Annotated in this window: 17 protein-coding genes, 1 tRNA gene and 1 pseudogene; 6 read left to right on the top strand and 13 right to left on the bottom strand. The window is 62.3% G+C overall.

Annotated features, from left to right (window positions below; genetic code table 11):
• Window positions 1–60 precede the first annotated feature (60 nt).
• The 4 genes and pseudogenes from ACXYMN_RS13130 (at window position 61) to ACXYMN_RS13115 (ending at window position 4163) form a co-directional block, all read left to right on the top strand.
• Window positions 61–765, top strand: a complete 705-nt coding sequence (locus ACXYMN_RS13130) for a phosphatase domain-containing putative toxin (protein ID WP_459014157.1) — start codon at window positions 61–63, stop codon at window positions 763–765.
• Window positions 762–2558, top strand: a complete 1797-nt coding sequence (locus ACXYMN_RS13125; RefSeq protein ID WP_459014156.1) for an ABC transporter ATP-binding protein — start codon at window positions 762–764, stop codon at window positions 2556–2558. Before ACXYMN_RS13130 ends, ACXYMN_RS13125 begins: the two co-directional genes overlap by 4 nt.
• Window positions 2559–2619: 61 nt before the next feature.
• Window positions 2620–3366, top strand: a pseudogene (ygfZ, locus tag ACXYMN_RS13120) (CAF17-like 4Fe-4S cluster assembly/insertion protein YgfZ); the annotation flags it as partial.
• Window positions 3363–4163, top strand: a complete 801-nt coding sequence (locus ACXYMN_RS13115) for a fructosamine kinase family protein (protein ID WP_459014155.1) — start codon at window positions 3363–3365, stop codon at window positions 4161–4163. The pseudogene ygfZ and the gene ACXYMN_RS13115, both read left to right, overlap by 4 nt.
• A 71-nt stretch (window positions 4164–4234) precedes the next feature.
• Here ACXYMN_RS13115 and efp read toward each other — a convergent pair whose 3' ends face one another.
• Window positions 4235–4798 (bottom strand): elongation factor P, encoded by a 564-nt coding sequence (efp, locus tag ACXYMN_RS13110; protein WP_459014154.1) that lies wholly within the window; start codon window positions 4796–4798, stop codon window positions 4235–4237.
• 227 nt (window positions 4799–5025) lie between these two features.
• Between efp and ACXYMN_RS13105 the strand changes: the two genes are divergently transcribed.
• A complete protein-coding gene (locus ACXYMN_RS13105; protein WP_459014153.1) occupies window positions 5026–5346 on the top strand; it encodes a DUF6280 family protein in 321 nt (106 codons plus the stop codon).
• 170 nt (window positions 5347–5516) lie between these two features.
• Here ACXYMN_RS13105 and ACXYMN_RS13100 read toward each other — a convergent pair whose 3' ends face one another.
• From ACXYMN_RS13100 to ACXYMN_RS13075, 6 genes are all read right to left on the bottom strand, one after another.
• Window positions 5517–7019 carry a hypothetical protein gene (locus ACXYMN_RS13100; protein ID WP_459014152.1) on the bottom strand — a complete coding sequence of 501 codons (1503 nt, stop codon included), beginning with the start codon at window positions 7017–7019 and terminating at the stop codon, window positions 5517–5519.
• Window positions 7020–7091: 72 nt separating this feature from the next.
• On the bottom strand, window positions 7092–8504 hold the full coding sequence (locus ACXYMN_RS13095; RefSeq protein WP_459014150.1) for a TolC family outer membrane protein: 1413 nt from the start codon (window positions 8502–8504) through the stop codon (window positions 7092–7094).
• A 55-nt stretch (window positions 8505–8559) separates the two neighbouring features.
• Window positions 8560–9213, bottom strand: a complete 654-nt coding sequence (locus ACXYMN_RS13090; RefSeq protein WP_459014149.1) for a protein-L-isoaspartate O-methyltransferase family protein — start codon at window positions 9211–9213, stop codon at window positions 8560–8562.
• 135 nt (window positions 9214–9348) lie between these two features.
• On the bottom strand, window positions 9349–10404 hold the full coding sequence (locus ACXYMN_RS13085; RefSeq protein WP_459014148.1) for an AI-2E family transporter: 1056 nt from the start codon (window positions 10402–10404) through the stop codon (window positions 9349–9351).
• A gap of 66 nt (window positions 10405–10470) precedes the next feature.
• Entirely contained in the window at window positions 10471–10815 is a 345-nt protein-coding gene (locus tag ACXYMN_RS13080; RefSeq protein WP_459014147.1) for a hypothetical protein, read from the bottom strand.
• Window positions 10816–10817: 2 nt separating this feature from the next.
• Window positions 10818–11177, bottom strand: a complete 360-nt coding sequence (locus tag ACXYMN_RS13075; protein ID WP_459014145.1) for a DUF883 family protein — start codon at window positions 11175–11177, stop codon at window positions 10818–10820.
• A gap of 152 nt (window positions 11178–11329) precedes the next feature.
• Here ACXYMN_RS13075 and ACXYMN_RS13070 point away from each other — a divergent pair.
• Window positions 11330–11403: transfer RNA gene (locus tag ACXYMN_RS13070), tRNA-Cys, on the top strand.
• Window positions 11404–11570: 167 nt separating this feature from the next.
• Here ACXYMN_RS13070 and ACXYMN_RS13065 read toward each other — a convergent pair.
• The 6 genes from ACXYMN_RS13065 to ACXYMN_RS13040 form a co-directional block, all read right to left on the bottom strand.
• Window positions 11571–11918, bottom strand: coding sequence for a hypothetical protein (locus ACXYMN_RS13065; RefSeq protein ID WP_459014144.1), 348 nt, complete (start codon window positions 11916–11918; stop codon window positions 11571–11573).
• Window positions 11915–13072: a hypothetical protein gene (locus ACXYMN_RS13060; RefSeq protein WP_459014143.1), complete on the bottom strand. Its 1158-nt coding sequence runs from the start codon at window positions 13070–13072 to the stop codon at window positions 11915–11917. Before ACXYMN_RS13060 ends, ACXYMN_RS13065 begins: the two co-directional genes overlap by 4 nt.
• Complete coding sequence (locus ACXYMN_RS13055; protein WP_459014141.1) at window positions 13059–13355, bottom strand: hypothetical protein; 297 nt, start codon at window positions 13353–13355, stop codon at window positions 13059–13061. Before ACXYMN_RS13055 ends, ACXYMN_RS13060 begins: the two co-directional genes overlap by 14 nt.
• 167 nt (window positions 13356–13522) lie before the next feature.
• Window positions 13523–13957, bottom strand: a complete 435-nt coding sequence (locus ACXYMN_RS13050) for a hypothetical protein (protein WP_459014140.1) — start codon at window positions 13955–13957, stop codon at window positions 13523–13525.
• A complete protein-coding gene (locus ACXYMN_RS13045; protein ID WP_459014139.1) occupies window positions 13954–14499 on the bottom strand; it encodes a hypothetical protein in 546 nt (181 codons plus the stop codon). Before ACXYMN_RS13045 ends, ACXYMN_RS13050 begins: the two co-directional genes overlap by 4 nt.
• A 70-nt stretch (window positions 14500–14569) precedes the next feature.
• Complete coding sequence (locus ACXYMN_RS13040) at window positions 14570–16159, bottom strand: hypothetical protein (RefSeq protein WP_459014138.1); 1590 nt, start codon at window positions 16157–16159, stop codon at window positions 14570–14572.
• Window positions 16160–16299: the final 140 nt, after the last annotated feature.

Here is a 16299-nt window from a genome sequence, read left to right as displayed (position 1 = left end):
TCGCACGGTCGCCCAAGCGGTTACACCCCCTTGCGTGACAGGAGCCTGATGCCGGACCCGATGATCAGAACAGTATGGAACCGGATCGCCGAGGCGGAGCGCCGCCTGATGCGATCGTTCGGGAAGGATATCTCGACGCCGCGCGACCGTTTCTGGTCGCGGGTGCACATGGCGTTGTTCGACCACGGCATCCTGCGCGGTTTCTGGACCAATTTCTTCGAGATCGCCCCCGGCGTCTACCGCTCCAACCATCCGACCGACCGGCGCTTTCGCGCCTTCAAGCGGATGGGCATCAAGACCGTGGTGAACCTGCGCGGGCCGGACAAGTTCTCGTTTTACCTGTTCGAGCGCGAAATCTGCGAGGAGCTTGGCCTGACGCTGATCGATGCCAAGCTCTGGGCGCGCCACGCGTCGAGCAAGAAGCGCATCCTGACCGCGATAGATGCGTTAAGACACGCGGACAAACCGCTGGTTTTCCACTGCAAATCCGGAGCGGACCGCACCGGCCTGCTGGGTGCGATCTATCTTCTGGTGTTCGAGAACGCGACGATCCCCGAGGCGCGCAAGCAGCTTGGCCTGCGCTACATGCACCTGAAGTTCACCAGCACCGGCATCCAGGACTACATCCTCGATGTCTATGAGGCGCGGCAGGCGCTGGGGCGCATCGGGTTCGAGGACTGGATCCGCAACGAATACCGCGCCGCCCGTCTGCAAGCCGGGTTCGACGAAAAGCGCCCGGCCGCCGACCTGGCACCGCCGGAATGAGCAGGAAAACCCGCCTCAAGGTTTCGGACAGCTACGAGACCGAAGACAACACCTTCCGGGAACGCGTGGCGCTGTTCGCCTGGGTCTGGCGCGACTACCTGATCCGGCACTGGCCCTGGTTCATCGCTGCCTTTTTGCTGATGTCGATCGAGGGGGCGATGTTCGGGGCGCTGTCGTACATGATGAAGCCGATGTTCGACAAGGTCTTCGTCGCGGGCGGCGAGCAGTATATCGGCATCGTCGGCATTCTTTTCTTCGTGATCTTCGCGGTCCGCGCGCTGGCCGGGATCGGGCAGAAGACCATCATGAGCCGCGTCTCGGCGATCTCGATGATGGAGCTGCGCGAGGCGCTTTTGCGTCATATCATGACGCTGGATGGCGGCTTTCACCAGACCTACGGACCGGGCTACCTGATGCAGCGTCTGAATGGCGACGTGAACACCATCAACACCGTCTGGAAGGCCTTCATCACCGGCGCGGGGCGCGACGCGGTGGCGCTGGTGTCGCTGTTCGGGGTCGCCTTCGCGATCGACTGGCGCTGGACGCTGGTCGCGCTGGTGGGCGCGCCGCTGCTGGTCCTGCCGGCGTTCCTGATCCAGAAGTTCCTGCGCGGCAATTCGCGGCGCGTGCGCGACATGGATGCGGGCCTGTCGACGCGCCTGAACGAGATTTTCACCGGCATCGTGCCGGTCAAGCTCAACACGCTTGAAAACTACCAGGCGGGCCGGTTTCGCAGCCTTGCCGAGCGGGTGGTCAACATCAAGATCCGCAATTCCGCGGCGCAGGCGGCGATCCCGGGTCTGATCGACATCATGTCGGGGCTGGGCTTTGCGTCGGTGCTTTATTTCGGCGGCTCCGAGATCCTGTCGGGCGACAAGACCGTGGGCGATTTCGTCGCCTTCTTCACCGCCATTGGCCTGGCCTTCGAACCGCTGCGCCGTCTGGGCGGCCTGTCGGGCACGTTGCAGCCCGCGCTTGCGGGGCTGGAGCGACTGCGCGAGCTGTTCGACCTTGCCCCGGAGGTGCGCGATCCGGTCGACCCCAGGCCCGCGCCGACCGCCCCGCCGCGCATCGTCTTCGACAACGTCACCGCAAGCTACGGCGACGGCGCGATCCTGCAAGGCACCGACTTTGTCGCCGAGGCCGGACAGGTGACGGCGCTGGTCGGCCCGTCCGGGGCGGGCAAGTCGACCGTGTTCAACCTGCTCACGCGGCTGATCGACCCCGAGCAGGGCACGGTGAGCCTGGACGGCATCCGCACCGATGCGATGCGGCTGGGCGATCTGCGGGCGGTCTTTTCGGTGGTGTCGCAAGATGCGCTGCTGTTCGACGAAAGCCTGCGCGACAACATCCTGCTGGGCCAGGACGGCGTCTCCGAGGCGCGTCTGCAGGCCGCCCTCGATGCCGCGCGGGTCACCGATTTCCTGCCGAAACTGCAAGGCGGGCTGGATGCGGCGGTGGGACCGCGCGGTTCCCGGCTGTCGGGCGGGCAGCGGCAGCGCGTGGCGATTGCGCGGGCGATCCTGCGCGACACGCCGGTGCTGCTTCTGGACGAGGCGACCTCGGCGCTGGATGCGCAGATCGAAGCCGACGTGCAGGCCGCGCTCGATACGCTGGCGCGCGAACGCACCACGCTGATCATCGCGCACCGCCTGTCGACGATCCGCAACGCCGACAAGATCGTGGTGATGAACCACGGCCGCGCGGTCCAACAGGGCACCCATGACGCGCTGGTGGCAGAGGGCGGACTTTACGCCGACCTGCACAACCTGCAGATCCGCGATGCGGACTGACCGCCCTGCCCGGTTGCAGACCACGGCCCAGCCACTAGGTTAGGCAAACACACGAAATGAGGCCAACATGAGCGAGACCGACAGAACGGTGCTGCGCATCTCGGGCGCGGAAGCGCATCACTTCCTGCAGAACCTGGTGACCAACGACCTCGATGCGCTGCGCGATGGTCCGGTCTATGCCGCGCTGCTGACGCCGCAGGGGAAATACCGGTCGGATTTCTTTCTCGTGGCCGACGGCGACGCGATCCTGATCGACGTGGCGACAGCGCTGGTGGCCGACCTGAAGCGCGCGCTTGGATTTTACAAGCTGCGCGCCAAAATCGCCATCGAAGAGACAGACATCGCCGTCGCCCGCGGCACCGGCGCCGCGCCCGAGGGGGCCTTCGCCGATCCGCGCGACCCGCGCATGGGGTGGCGGGCCTATGACGGGCGCGCCTCGGAGGACGGCGTCGATTGGGATGCGCTGCGGGTGGCTGCCTGCGTGCCCGAAACCGGCGTCGAGCTGACCCCCGAAAGCTTCATCCTCGAGATGGGGTTCGAGCGGCTGAACGGCGTCGACTTCCGCAAGGGCTGCTATGTCGGGCAGGAAGTGACCGCCCGGATGAAGCACAAGACCGAACTGAAAAAGGGCCTCGCCCGGGTCACGGTCACCGGGGCGGCCCCGGTGGGCACCGAGATCCTGGCCGACGGCAAACCGGCCGGCACGCTGTACACGCAGGCGGATGGCGCGGGGCTTGCCTATCTGCGCTTTGCGCGGGCGGAAGACGGCATGACCGCGGGTGACGCAGACCTCGCGTGGCCGGCATGAGCCTGCCGCAGCCGCTTCTGGACGCATTGGGCACCGATGTCGCGCGCGTCGAGCCGCTGCACGGCGGCGATCTTTCCGAGGTCGCGCTGGTGGTGCTGGGCAATGGCGAGATGCTGGTGGCCAAACGCGGGCCGATGGTGGATGCCGAGGCGCGGATGCTGGCCGAAATGGCGCTGCTGCACGCGCCGGTGCCCCGGGTGCTGCACGTCGAACACGGCCTGATCTGCCTGGAATATCTGCCCGAAGGCGAAGGTGACACCCGGGTCTGGCGCGACTTCGGCACCGCGCTGGCGCGGATGCATGGCTGGGAAGGCCGCAGCTATGGCTGGAGCGAGGACTACGCCTTTGGCCAGGTCCGGATCGAGAATGCCAGCCTGCCCTCCTGGCCCGCGTTCTGGGCCGAGCGGCGGCTGGTGCCGCATCTGCCCCATCTCGATGCCGATCTGGCAGACCGGGTCGCGGCGCTGGCGGCGTCGTTGCACGACCGCCTGCCCGCCGCCCCGAGGCCCGCGCTGCTGCATGGCGATCTGTGGGGCGGCAACGTGCGTGTGTCGGGCGGGCGGGCCTACATGATCGATCCGGCAAGCTATTACGGCCATGCCGAGGTCGATCTGGCGATGCTGACGCTGTTCGGCGCACCTGACGCGGCGTTCTGGCGCGGTTACGGCAAGCTGGAGCCCGGGCACGAGGCGCGCCGCCCGATCTATCAGCTTTGGCCCGCGCTGGTGCACCTGCGGCTGTTCGGCAAGCGCTACCTGTCGCTGGTGACGCGGTGTCTGGACGACCTTGGCGTCTAGGGTCGCGGCGGGGCGCATGAAAAAAGCCGCGGGCCCAGGGCGCCGCGGCTATTTGCGTCTCGAGGGGCCGATCAGGCGCGTTCGGAATACTCCATCGTCTCGGTGTTGACGACGACATCCTCGTCCTGCCCGACAAAGGGCGGCACGTTGATCTTGACGCCATTGTCGAGGATCGCGGGCTTGAACGAATTGGCAGCGGTCTGGCCCTTCACCACCGGCTCGGTTTCGGCAACGCGGCAGGTCACCTTCTGCGGCAGCGTCGCGTTCAGCGCCTCGCTTTCGTAAAATTCGACGAGAATGGTCATGCCGTCCTGCAGGAAGGGCCGCCTGTCGCCAAGGAGTTCCGCGGGCAGTTCCACCTGATCGTAGGTTTCGGCATCCATGAAGGTCATGATGCCGTCGGTCTCGAACAGGAACTGCATGTCGCGCTGTTCAAGGCGCACGCGCTCGACCTTGTCGGCGGACCGGAACCGTTCGTTCAGCTTCGAGCCGTTGCGCAGGTTGCGCATCTCGACTTGCGCAAAAGCACCACCTTTTCCGGGTTTTACATGGTCGACCTTGACCGCGGCCCAAAGGCCGCCGTTGTGCTCGAGCACGTTGCCGGGGCGTATCTCGTTTCCGTTGATTTTGGGCATGTGGCAATTCTTTGTCGATGGGTTGATCGGATCGTGACGCCCCCTATATATGGCCATCAGACACCCTGCAACCTTACCATATATCGTGGAAGGCGGTGGCGGGCTGACGTGGAGACATGCGCGAAGCGCAATGGAGCTATGCAATACTGCTGTATCCGAATCGGGTGGGATAGGTCATAAGAACCCTCACGCCCGAAGGACAAGACCAATAATCAGAAGGACGACACATGCGAGATTTCGTTGACGGAACGGCGTTCAACGCGGAGCAGGGCAACCGTGCCCGCAAACTCTTCGCAGCCGTTGTGCTTGCCGCACTTGATGATGCCATCGCCGACGACAAGAAATACGGAAACGGCCCCGAGCAGATCGCCCGCTGGGCGCGGTCGCGCGACGGTCGCGAAGTTCTGAGCTGCGCGGGAATCGACCCCAACGAACGTGTCGTTGGCGGTCTCATGGAATTCGTCTCGAAGGGGGTCCGTACCTCTGTCGCGCTGTCGCGCGAAGAGAGCGAGCGTCGCAATGCGGCGTTGCAGGCCGAAGCCGCCTGATCCTTCCGAGATTTCAGACCTGATCTTGGCGCGCCCCCGGGCGCGCCTTTTTTATTCGGACCTGCCGGGCTGATGCGCGGCACAGGGCGCGATACAGGGCGCGGGCCGGGCGTAGACGCGGCCCCCGCGCGGCAGATCGCCCGCCACGTGCCGGGCAACCGCGTCCGCGGTTATTCGTAGGTCTGGTTCATCAACGCGCGCTGGATCTCGCGGCGGACCAGCTTGCGCACGTTGCGGGTGATCCGTTCGCCCAGTGCGCCCTGCAATTCGCTGCGCACAATATCGGCAACCAGCGCGCGCATGTCCGCATCGTCGAGCCCTGCAAGCGGCGCGGCCGGCGTGTCGCCCGCGACATCTTCGTCGAGGTCATCGGCCATTTCGGCCAGTTCGCCCGCGCGACGGGTCCGGAACATCGCATCGACCTGCGGCGCGTCCTCCCATTCGAGGGCGGAACCGAAGCTCTTGGCAAACCCGGCATTGCCGCCCTGCCCCGGTGTCTCGTCGTCCCATTCCTCGGACCCGTTGTCGCCGATCATCGCCTCGAGCTCTGCGATCTTCTGTTCTAGGCTGAGCCCGGATCGCGGCGGCGGCACAAAACGCGCGCCGCTGTCGTCTGGCGCGGTATGGCGGGTCGGGCGCGGACGTGGGCGCACGGCGGCCTGTTCGGGCGCGGGCTGGGCGTCCGGCGCGGGCTGGGCGTCTGGCGCGGCGGCTTCGGGCGTCACCGCCGGGGCGGGCTGCGGATCGACCGCGTCAGAGGCTTGGACCGCGTCATGTTGGGGCGCCGGGTCGCCTTGATCGTCGCTCTGGGCGGTCGGATGCGGCGTGCTGGCCATCTGCGCCTTGAGCGCGGCGGTCAGTTCCTGCTTGACCACCTGCGCGAGCAGGCTGTCGGCGGTGTCGGGCGCATTATCCTGCGCATTTTCATCATTTTCGCGCGGCGCGTCCCGGTGACGGTCCGTTGCATCCGTTGCATCGGCGGCATCCGCCTGCCCGCCGTCATCCGGGTCACCGGCGTCGGTTTCGGCGTCGTCCGGGAAAGCGACCGCGGATTCCTGCCCCTCTTCCAGCGCCGTGGCATAGGCGATCATCGGCGCGTCGGGCGGCAGGATGCGATGCGGTTCGGTCAGCAGGACCGGCGGCAGTTCCGACGGCTCGGTGGCTGCCGCGTCAGGGGCGCCGTGGTCCTGTTCATCGTCCTGCGCGTCGTGGTGCCGCGCGTCCTCATGACCGGCGGCGTGGTCCTGCGCTGCATCGTCGAACGGCGCATCGTCATTGGCCGCATGGTCCTGCGCGGCATGGGCTTCGGCGTCGTGGCCCGTGTCATGGTGGGCGTCGTGGCCCGTGTCATGGTGGGCTTCATGGCCCGTATCATGGTGGGCTTCATGGTCTGGATCATGGCCGTCGTCCGCGGCCCATTCCTCGGGCGCGGGTGCGTCCCGCTCTGGCGCGTCCTGTTCGGCGACGCGCTGTGCGGGGGTCAGGATCAGACGGTCGGCTGCCGAGACCTCGCGCGCCTGGCCATTCTGCACCGCGTCGGACAGCGTCCTTGGCGGGTCGACCGGGCCGGGTTGCAACGCGCGCGCCGCCGATCCGCGCCCGTCATCGGCCACAAGCCGACGGATGGACGCCAGAACGTCCTCGATTTCGACGTTCGAAACTGGTTTCGACATATGGTTCACCGCTCTACCTCAAGGAGTGAGTGTAACCGCACCCCTGATTCCGCACAACAGATCGGAAAAACCTTAATCTTTTCCAATCGCTCTCAGGACACGGTTGAGCTGCTCGCCCTGCTGCGACAGGGCCGGGGCATCCTTGACGAGGTTGTAATAGGCGGTCGGATCGTATTGCTGCACCGGCAAGTTGAGGTCCGCCACGGTCAGCCGACCCATCGCCGCGATCACGTTATAGGCCGCGACATATTCATCCACCTGCGCCGAAATCAGCAGCGTGCGCGCATCGAGCAGGTCCTGCTCGGCGTTGAGCACGTCCAGCGTGGTGCGCGCGCCAAGCTGTGCCTCTTCGCGGATGCCGTTGAACGCGACCTGCGCGGCCTCGACCTGACGGCGGCCCGCCTCAATCGCCGAACGCGACACCTGCACGTTGACATAGGCGTTCGACACGTTCTGGCGGACGTTCTCCGACACCACATACAGGTTGGCGCGGCGCTGGTCGCGGTTGGCCACCGCCTGACGCAACGCCGAGGTCAGCGCGCCGCCGCGATAGATCGGCCCGGACGCCCCGAGGGAGATCGACCCGCCGCGCGAGAAATTGTCCAGATCGTCAAGGTCCTGCGTATACCCGTAGCTGCCGGAGAGGTTAACCGAGGGCTTCAGCGTCGCCTCGGCGATCTGGATGCTCAATTCGGCCAGGGTGACGGCGTATTGCGCGGCGATCAGGTCCGGCTGGGTCTTGAGCGCGATGGCGGTCGCGGCCTCGACCGAGGCGGGGATCTTCGGCACCGAGCCCAGCACGTTGGAGGTGCCCGGACGGCGGCCCGTGGCGCGCAGGTATTCCTGCTGCGCGCGCGCCACGCTGCCCTGCGCCACGGCCAGTTGGCTGCGCGCCTCGGCAAGGCGGGCCTCGGCCAGCGCCACGTCGGTGCGGGTCACCTCGCCCACTTCAAAGCGGTCGCGGGCGGCGCGCAATTCGCGCGCGATGACGTTGAGGTTGTTCTGGCGCAGGCTCAGCGTGCGCAGGCTGCGCTGCAGCTCGAAAAACGCCTGGGTCGCGCGGAACAGCACCTGCTGCTCGATGCCGATCAGCTGGTAACGGGTTGCCAGAACGGCCTGTTTCGCCGCGTCGACGGACAGTTTCGAGCGGCCGAAATCGTAGACCAGCAGCGATGCGCTGATGCCGGCGGTCGCGCTTTCGCTGACCGAGCCTGCCACCGAGCCGAAGGTGGCGGCGCTGCGGGTCGCACCGAAGTCGCGGCTGACTTCCGCCGACCAGTTGATCACCGGGCGCAGCGCCGCGATGGCCTGGGCCACATCTTCGTCGGCGGCGCGCAGCACGGCCCGGTTCTGTTCAAGCAATCCGCTGGTGTTGTAGGCCCCGACCATGGCGTCCGCCAGCGTGTCGGCCCGGCTGACCGTGGTGTGGCCGACGATGGTGATCGCCGCCAGACCGGCTGCCGCAAGAATCCTAGTAAGCGCCATAAGGCCGCCTCCTGCCCGTATTTCCCATGCAGGACCGCCGACGCGGTCCCGCCGATCAGAGTGCGAAGGCGCGCGTTTTCGCAAAGCCCGGCAGAACAGGCGCGCTGGCGTTGAACGCGTAGCGCCAGTTCAGGTGACCGTCGATCTTGTAGCCGATCCGCACCGTGCCGAGCTGACCCTCGACAAACAGGCAGGCGATGCGCCCGCCGTCCTTTAGTTGATCCGCAAGCCCGTCCGGCAGGGTCTCGACCCCGCCCTCGACCATGATCGCGTCATAGGGGCCGTGGTCCGGCGCCCCGTCCTTGAGCGCACCCTCGTGAAGCACGACGTTATCGGCCCCGTGTTCGGACAGGATCGACGGCGCATCGGAGGCAAGATCGGTGTCTTCCTCGACCGCGACGACCGCTTCGGCGATATGGGCCAGGACTGCGGCGGAATAGCCGTATCCACAGCCGATATCGAGAACCAGCATGTCATTGGTGACGTCCAGCGCATCGACCATCTTGGCGAAAACCCGGGGCGCGAGGACGGTGCGGCCTGGACCGATGTCGATGGCGTCCGAGACATAGGCGACCTTGGCCTTGTCGACCGGCAGAAACGCCTCGCGCGGGACGGTCAGCATGGCCTGGATGATCGGGAACTTCGTGACATCGGACGGGCGCACCTGTGTGTCCACCATCACCCGGCGAAGGGTCGCGTAATCTGACATCCGCTAAACTCTTTCGTTCAGAAACTCCGCTTCGTTCTGCCACAGGTCGCAACAGGCGGCAACATGACGCGTGCGGAATGGGACAATCCGACACCACTTTTTGCGACAATGACGCCGGGATGCGCCCTGGCCGCCTCAGCCGTCCGAATTGGCGCGGGCCGCGATCTTGGAATGCAGTGCCAGATTGTCGTCGCTCATCGCCACGCCGATGACCAGAACCGGGATCGCCACAATGCCCCCGATCGGCCCCCAGAACCAGAGCCCGAAGATCAGCGCCACGAACACGATCAGCGGATTGAGCGACACGTGCCGCCCGACGAAGGCCGGTGTCACGAACTGCGCTTCGATCATGTTCATGGTCAGGTAGGCCGCAACCGGGGCGGCCACCATCGGACCTTCGAAGTTGATCAGCCCGCCCAACAGCAGCATCACCACCATCGCCGCCGGCCCGAGGTAGAGGACATAGTTCAAAAGCGCGGCGCCAAGCCCCCAGACATAGGGCAACGGCATGCCAAGCGCCGTCATGACGGCGGTGACGGCGAAGCCCAGTGCCAGGTTCACGGTGGTGATGGCGATGAAATACCGCGACACCAGATGCTCTGCCACCCGGAAGCGGCGCTTGATCAACTCGGTCTCTCCCACCTTGCTCAGGCGGCGGGACAGGAAGGAATAGACATCAAGGCGGTTGACCATGAAGAAGTAGAAGGTGCCCGCGAAGACCAGGAACTGGCCCAGAAAGACCGGTGCCGCGAGGACCGCGTCGGTCACGGTGGGCACCGGCGCGCTGTCATCCTCGCCACCGCCGCCGTCGCCGCCTCCGCCAAGCGCCTCCTGGACCTCCTGGTTCACGTTGCCGATGTTGCGCAGCGTGTCGCGGAATTCGAACACGATCTCGCGGATTTCCTGCCGGATCGCCGGGATTGCATCGACGAAGCGCCAGAACACCGGCTCGAAGGCCACGATGGAAATGACGATCAGCGCCAGCGTCATGAACAGGATCAGGGTCGCCCCGATGCCGACCGGAACGCCCAGACGGCAGAGACCGTCGAGCAAGGGCGCGACAATCACACCCGTGACCACCGCCAGCGTCATCGGAGCGGCGATATCCTGCGCGATATATAACACCGTAGCCACCATGATGGCCGCGATGACGTTGATCGACATGGGGATAACGGCGTTGTTCTGTTTCAATGACTTCTCCTGCCCGGTGATTGCCACCAAGCTGCGCAGGCGCGTGGTCCGCCGGGGGAACGAGGGTTAGCGGCGCGAGCGGCGTCCGGCATCGAGCCCGATCAGGAAGCCTTCGACCAGCTGCACGATCGGCAGATCGGTTTTCTGCGGGGCGGCTGAATGCGACGCGATCACCACGGGCCGGGTTGCGACGAATCGCGCGATGCCCAGCAGGATCAGACCGATGGCCACGAGCCCGCCGCCGATGACCATCGCCGCAAAGAGCGCATCGCGTATCTCGACCAGCACGATCCAGAGCGCCGCACACAAAAAGCCGACACCCAACAGTATGAAGATGGTGCCGACAACCGAGAAGGCGGCGCCGCGCACCTTGCGGAGCGCAACGGCCTGAGCATGGGCAAACAAAGCCATGCTTACTTGCGGCTGGTCAGGAAACCGGCCAAGAAACCGACGCCTACGGCGATGCCGATGGCCGTCGCGGGCTGGCGACGAATGGCCTCCATCGCCTGATCCTGCGCATCGTCGGCGCGGACCCGGGCCTCTTTGTAGAGCTTTTCGCCATCGCGGCGCAGCGCCTCGTAGCGCGCTTTCGCAGCGTCGAGTGTCTCGTCCTTCTTGCGCATGCCCAGCTCGGTCATCAGCTCGGTCATCGACGCCATGTCGGCCTTCAGCGTCTCGAGCTGCGCCTTCAACGCCTCAGCCTCGTCGCCGGTTGCATTCTTCGCGTCAGCTTCCACGTCCTTGAGACGCGCCGTAGTTTGAGACTGTGCCATGTTCCATGTCCTTAAGGTCAGTTCTGTCACTGGCCAAACGCGCGCCAGCGCCAGTTGTTCCGCGCTGATTGTAGAGATGCGGAATGTCCGTGTCACGCGCCGCATATCGGCTTGACGAGGACCTGCGGGGGCCATAGGAACACGCTCACTCTGGCGAGTTGGCGGAGTGGTTACGCACCGGATTGCAAATCCGTGTACAGGAGTTCGATTCTCCTACTCGCCTCCACCTTATTTCTATGAAAAATTTCTTATTAGTCTGCTTAATCAGGAGCGGTTTTTTCTCTGGTTTACAGGACAGTTTACAACAACATCCGATTTCTCGCTGAATAGCATAAACAAAAGCCGCGAAGAGAACTCTTCACGGCTTCAGATACTCGGGGAGAGATTTCACTGTCAGACCAAACGCCCCAGGCCCGAAAACAGCTGAAAGGCGGCGATACGATCATGGTTTGACCGGGGTCCTACTTTGACCAACGCAACCCGAATTTCGGACGGTCGGGTGGCAACAGACACTGCAGGATAGCCAAGGATCTCAAGGCAGGCACGGGCGAGAGCATTTATTTCCTCGGCCTCTTCCAGACTCTGGCCCGACAACTGGATCATTGGCCGGACCGCAGTCCGGCCATTACGTTGCAAGAAAACATGGCCAATAGCATGCCGCTCTCTGACTGCGGTATGTTCGAGATCGCACCAAGCTACGGCCAGCGTCAAGTCGGCCCGGATTTCGTTCAGTGCGATCATTCCATCCCCGCTTTCCGGGCTCTCTGGCGTTTAGCTTTTGCGTCAGCCTTCTTGGCCTTGCGTAGCTTGCGATGAACTTCATCCGTCACTTCCGGCACCTGCGCTGCGTAGCGCTCAATCACATTTGCGGCGTGACGGAGCCCCCATCCCATGTGAACCGCAATTTCATTTAGAGAGCAGCCAGCACGTAGTAACGCTGTCGCTGCGGTGCCGCGCATGTCGTAGGGACGCAACTCGTCCCGAATGCGCAATGGTAGCTCGCCAGCATCTACCTTCGCGTTGTGGCGTAGCTTTAGGTCTCGAATGATTTGCGACGCCCGCAACGCAGTCAGCGGCTTGCCGGTAAGCGACGTCACAAGGAGGTCTTGTTCCTTTGGAAGGCCGTCAATCAAATCCCCCAAAGCATCTGTCACTGGTATGCTTACTGGATTGTCAGTTTTCTGCCGACGGAAGAAGAGGCGGCGCCCCTTTGGTGTCACCTGAATGTGCTTCCGACGAAGCAGTCCAACATCCTGAGGCGCAAGTCCGCCCTCAGAGAACGCAATGACTACACGTTTTTCCTCGAGTGTCGCTTGATCCAGCAACATCCTGATTTCGATCGGCAACCATATCTTGTCGGATCGGTCAGACTTGTAGAGCTTGGGCTGCCCCTTGTGGAAATGCAGTCTAATCGCCGCGTCCTTTTCGACGCACCAATTGAGGAAAGTTGTGATCACCGTTCCAGCGTAATCGTAACGTTTTGGCGAATGACCCCATTTCTTTGATCGCCATTCCCGAATTTCACCTAAGGAGTCAGGTTCTTCGAATAGCTCGATGGGATCTTCTCCAAACTCCTCCTCAAATGCAGCGAGGAATTGCTGATAATCCTTTTTTGTACGAGGCTTAAGCTTTACGAATTCACTTGCGTTGAGGTAGCGGCCAAGCACAAACGATGTGGATTTCTCGTCGATCGTAGGTGTTAATCGTAGCTTACGTATGGCCGCTTCATATGCGGAGATATAACGTGCATCGCTCGCATCAAATTCCATCGTGCTGTCCCAAAACTTGGGACCGCTTCGAAAGACATAGTGATACTTGTTCTTGGTGCCGTCTTTCCGCTTTTTTGTCACGCGGTGCACCCCTGCGATGCGGTGTTCATTGTCACGTTTGGCCACGGCGGATCCTCCGTTCTTCGGTCTTAGTTAGTTTGTTTTGAAGCGCACCCGAGGTGCTGATGACCTCAGTTGCAGAGGTGTGCATGCCTTGCGACACGTTGAGGCGGTGCCGCACATGCTGCGGGTCATAGATATCATTCCGGCCGGGAACAGGCCTGATTCCGAGGTTCTTAAGCGAAGCCCGAAATGCCGAGGTGACTCCGGCATAGCGCATGATGGTGGCCAGTTCCGCGCCTGTCATCAGGGGCTGCAGCCAGGGGTTGTGTTGGGGCATGTCGAACATTGACGTTGTCCTTTTGCGTTGCTTGTACGCAGGAGGTGCGAGCGGTTGGCGCGGCACGTTCAAAACTCTGTCCAGGGTTCTTTATCTGAAAGTTTGGCGCGCCGACCGAGAGCAGCTGAAATTGTCGGCGCGCCTCATGTAGCTGATTATGCTACATATTAATTACCTCAGAGGTTGAGACGAAGTTTTTCCATGGCCGCTTCAGCGGCAATGCGATCCTGAATGGCTTCCAAAATCATTTGGAGCTCGAGAACTACCGAGAGCGCGCTCGACATTGCGTCAGCGTCCTCAGTCAATCGGGGCTCACGCCAAAAAGCAGGAGATACATTGCCTTCTCCGACTTCAGCACGGTCGACCATGAAAGTGCCGTCTGAGATGTGCTTGACGAGGCGTGCTTCGAGAAAGGCCAGTTCATCAAGCGTCCAGTGATCAAAAATTTCTCTACTTTCGATCGCTCGAAGTAGGCGTTTCGGACCAACTCGCTCGAGCGGCGCGAGTCGATGAAGTACATCCTCGCGTATTGCTGTAGCAACGATGCGAGCGGCCGCCAGCGCCTCCCATGCAAGGTCCTCAACCACGGCGGACTTGGAGGCAATGTTCATTCCTTGCCCCCTACCATGACTTGGCTTGGCAACAGTGCGCAGTGTCGATCCACTACAGCGTGACTGTCATGCACTAAATTGCATTGCTCATCCCACAGCGTACGATGATGAATTGCTGCATTGTCGAACTCCGGAAGCGTTCGAGCGAGTAACGAATGCAGTCGGTCCGTCAATGCTTGGTCCAGTCGGCCAATACGCGGATCGCCATGAGTTGCAAATTCGAAACCCGAATGAGCGGGGCTGACTATCAGCCGTCGATTTAGGGTGAAGCGCGTTGGGCGCGTCAATCCGGCTTTGCTAATGCCCTCTGACTGTCTGACGATTACTTCGCAGCCCCGGTTCGAAAAACCATAGGCCGAGGTGCCATAGGCTAACTCCACGAGGTTCTGCGTACCATAGCAGCCTGTTTTAACGACGAGGCAGGGTCGACGCTTTGGCGCGTCGCAATCCGGATAGACTTCGGTTGTTGGAAACCGGAAAAGAAGAATGTCGCCTACTGCGATTTCCTGCTCCCAGTAATTGTGTGGGTATTGCTCTAACATAAATGCTCCAGTCATATTGAAAGACGGCAGCAATTTTCTCTAAGGCCTTATGGCCCCTCGCTGCTGCGCGTCACAGCACGCGTGCAGCGGCGAGAGGCCTAAGGCCTGACATCGCCCCTGGGAAGATTTCTTCCGCAGCGGCAAGTTCCCTATCATTCGGCGTAAAGTCCGGAAGTCCTTCACGCGGTCTTCTGAGCCGATCGCTGCGGGTCGGCGTCATTCGCGCACGCTTCAGGCTTCTCCCAGAGGAGGCTTGAAGGGGGTATTGGAGGGTTTGGTGGTTGGCTGTGAGGTATTGCCACGGCCCACGGCTTGGCAAGCCCCCCTGTAGCGGTCGCGGAGGTGTCTCACAAGAAATGCCTCTTCTTTGTTCCACAACTTCGGTGGAATTCATAATCGGCGGCTTAGGGCGGCCGCGTCGATACCATGTTGCGCGAGAGTAGCCGAAGTATTCCCATGGTTTGGTGCGTGTTACCGCATGGCTGGCGAGATATTCTTCCCGCGTCACCATGCCTTTTGCGCGTCGGCGGCTGGCCTCCTTACCCATTCGCAGTCGGCTCCTCTCTGTTTCAGAATAGATCTGCTTGAGCCGCAACTTTTGAGCAAGAGCATCGGAAACATTCAGTATTTCGGCGATACGTGCACCCGAATAGAAATATCGCTCTTGCTCTCCCAATTGGCGCTTTTCCCCTGCACGGACCACTGCAACGACCTCGGAGTAAGGAAGGAGGGTACAATAACGTGCAGCAGCTGTCTCAACCTCAACTGAAACATCAACGCGACCACGTTGATGTGTGATGCAGGTGGCGAACAGATGTAACCAAGTATTCCGAAGCCCCTTAGGAACCTGGCCACCCCAGTATGTGGCCAGAGTGATCAAGTCGGCCTGCACCTGGGCGAAGCGGGCAGTTGAGCTTAGGCCACGGGTGCCATTCGATCGTTTTTTGTTTTTTTCTCCCCTCTCGGATTTTCGGGTCGCCAGCATCGCCCGCGTAGGTCGGCCTAAGGCCGTGTAGATAGCATCCGAGAACCTGTCGAAGTCGTACCGGCGGAGCGTTCCATCCAAAACAGTTACCGTACGCCCATTCTTCAAATTAACCGTGTCGGGAATGCGAAAGACGCGCGCGGTATCTCCACATGACTTGTCGGCGCCGAAGCCTGAGAACATATCGATTAGGCAACTCTGCGCAGACCTCCAGCGAGGTTCGGCGGCTGCCGGCAGTTCGTCAATAAGCCAAAGCACAGCAAGACCACGCCCGGTATCAGTGACGATTGAAGGCTGGGGTAAGTCGAGGTTAGAGACTGCCGTCTTGACCGCCGAAACAACTTGTTCCGGCGTCGCACCGCGCCATTTCGCCGTATTACGATAATCGAGGTCCAGAGCGAGCACGTTCAGTGCCGCAAGTCGGCCTCCAGACCTCGGCCCGTGAAAACGATGCAGCGTGACAAACGACGAAACATCAAGCCAAACGGTAGCGGCGAAAGGAAGAATATCGGGTCGGTATGTCCTGGCACAATGGATATCTCTATCCAACCTCATCAGCGTCACAGACCCAAATGTCCTATCAGGGTGCAATAGACGCAAATATTCCTCGGCTGCCATGCCTGCAGCGGCTGGCTTTGAATCTACGCAGAATGACTGTTGGGGCGGGTTCTCCATGATGAGGACCTACGCCCCCAAGCCATACCTCCCAAAAAGCTTACCCTACGTCATTCTGGTTATTGTTTCCGCGCCGCACAGTTCGATTTCATTTCCTGAATACTGGCCTGACGGTCTCACTACATTACAGGAAAGGCGAC

It is taken from the genome of Roseivivax sp. CAU 1753, assembly GCF_054482575.1.
Note: the sequence above shows the minus strand (reverse complement) of the source record. Positions and strands in the feature narration are given on the sequence as shown.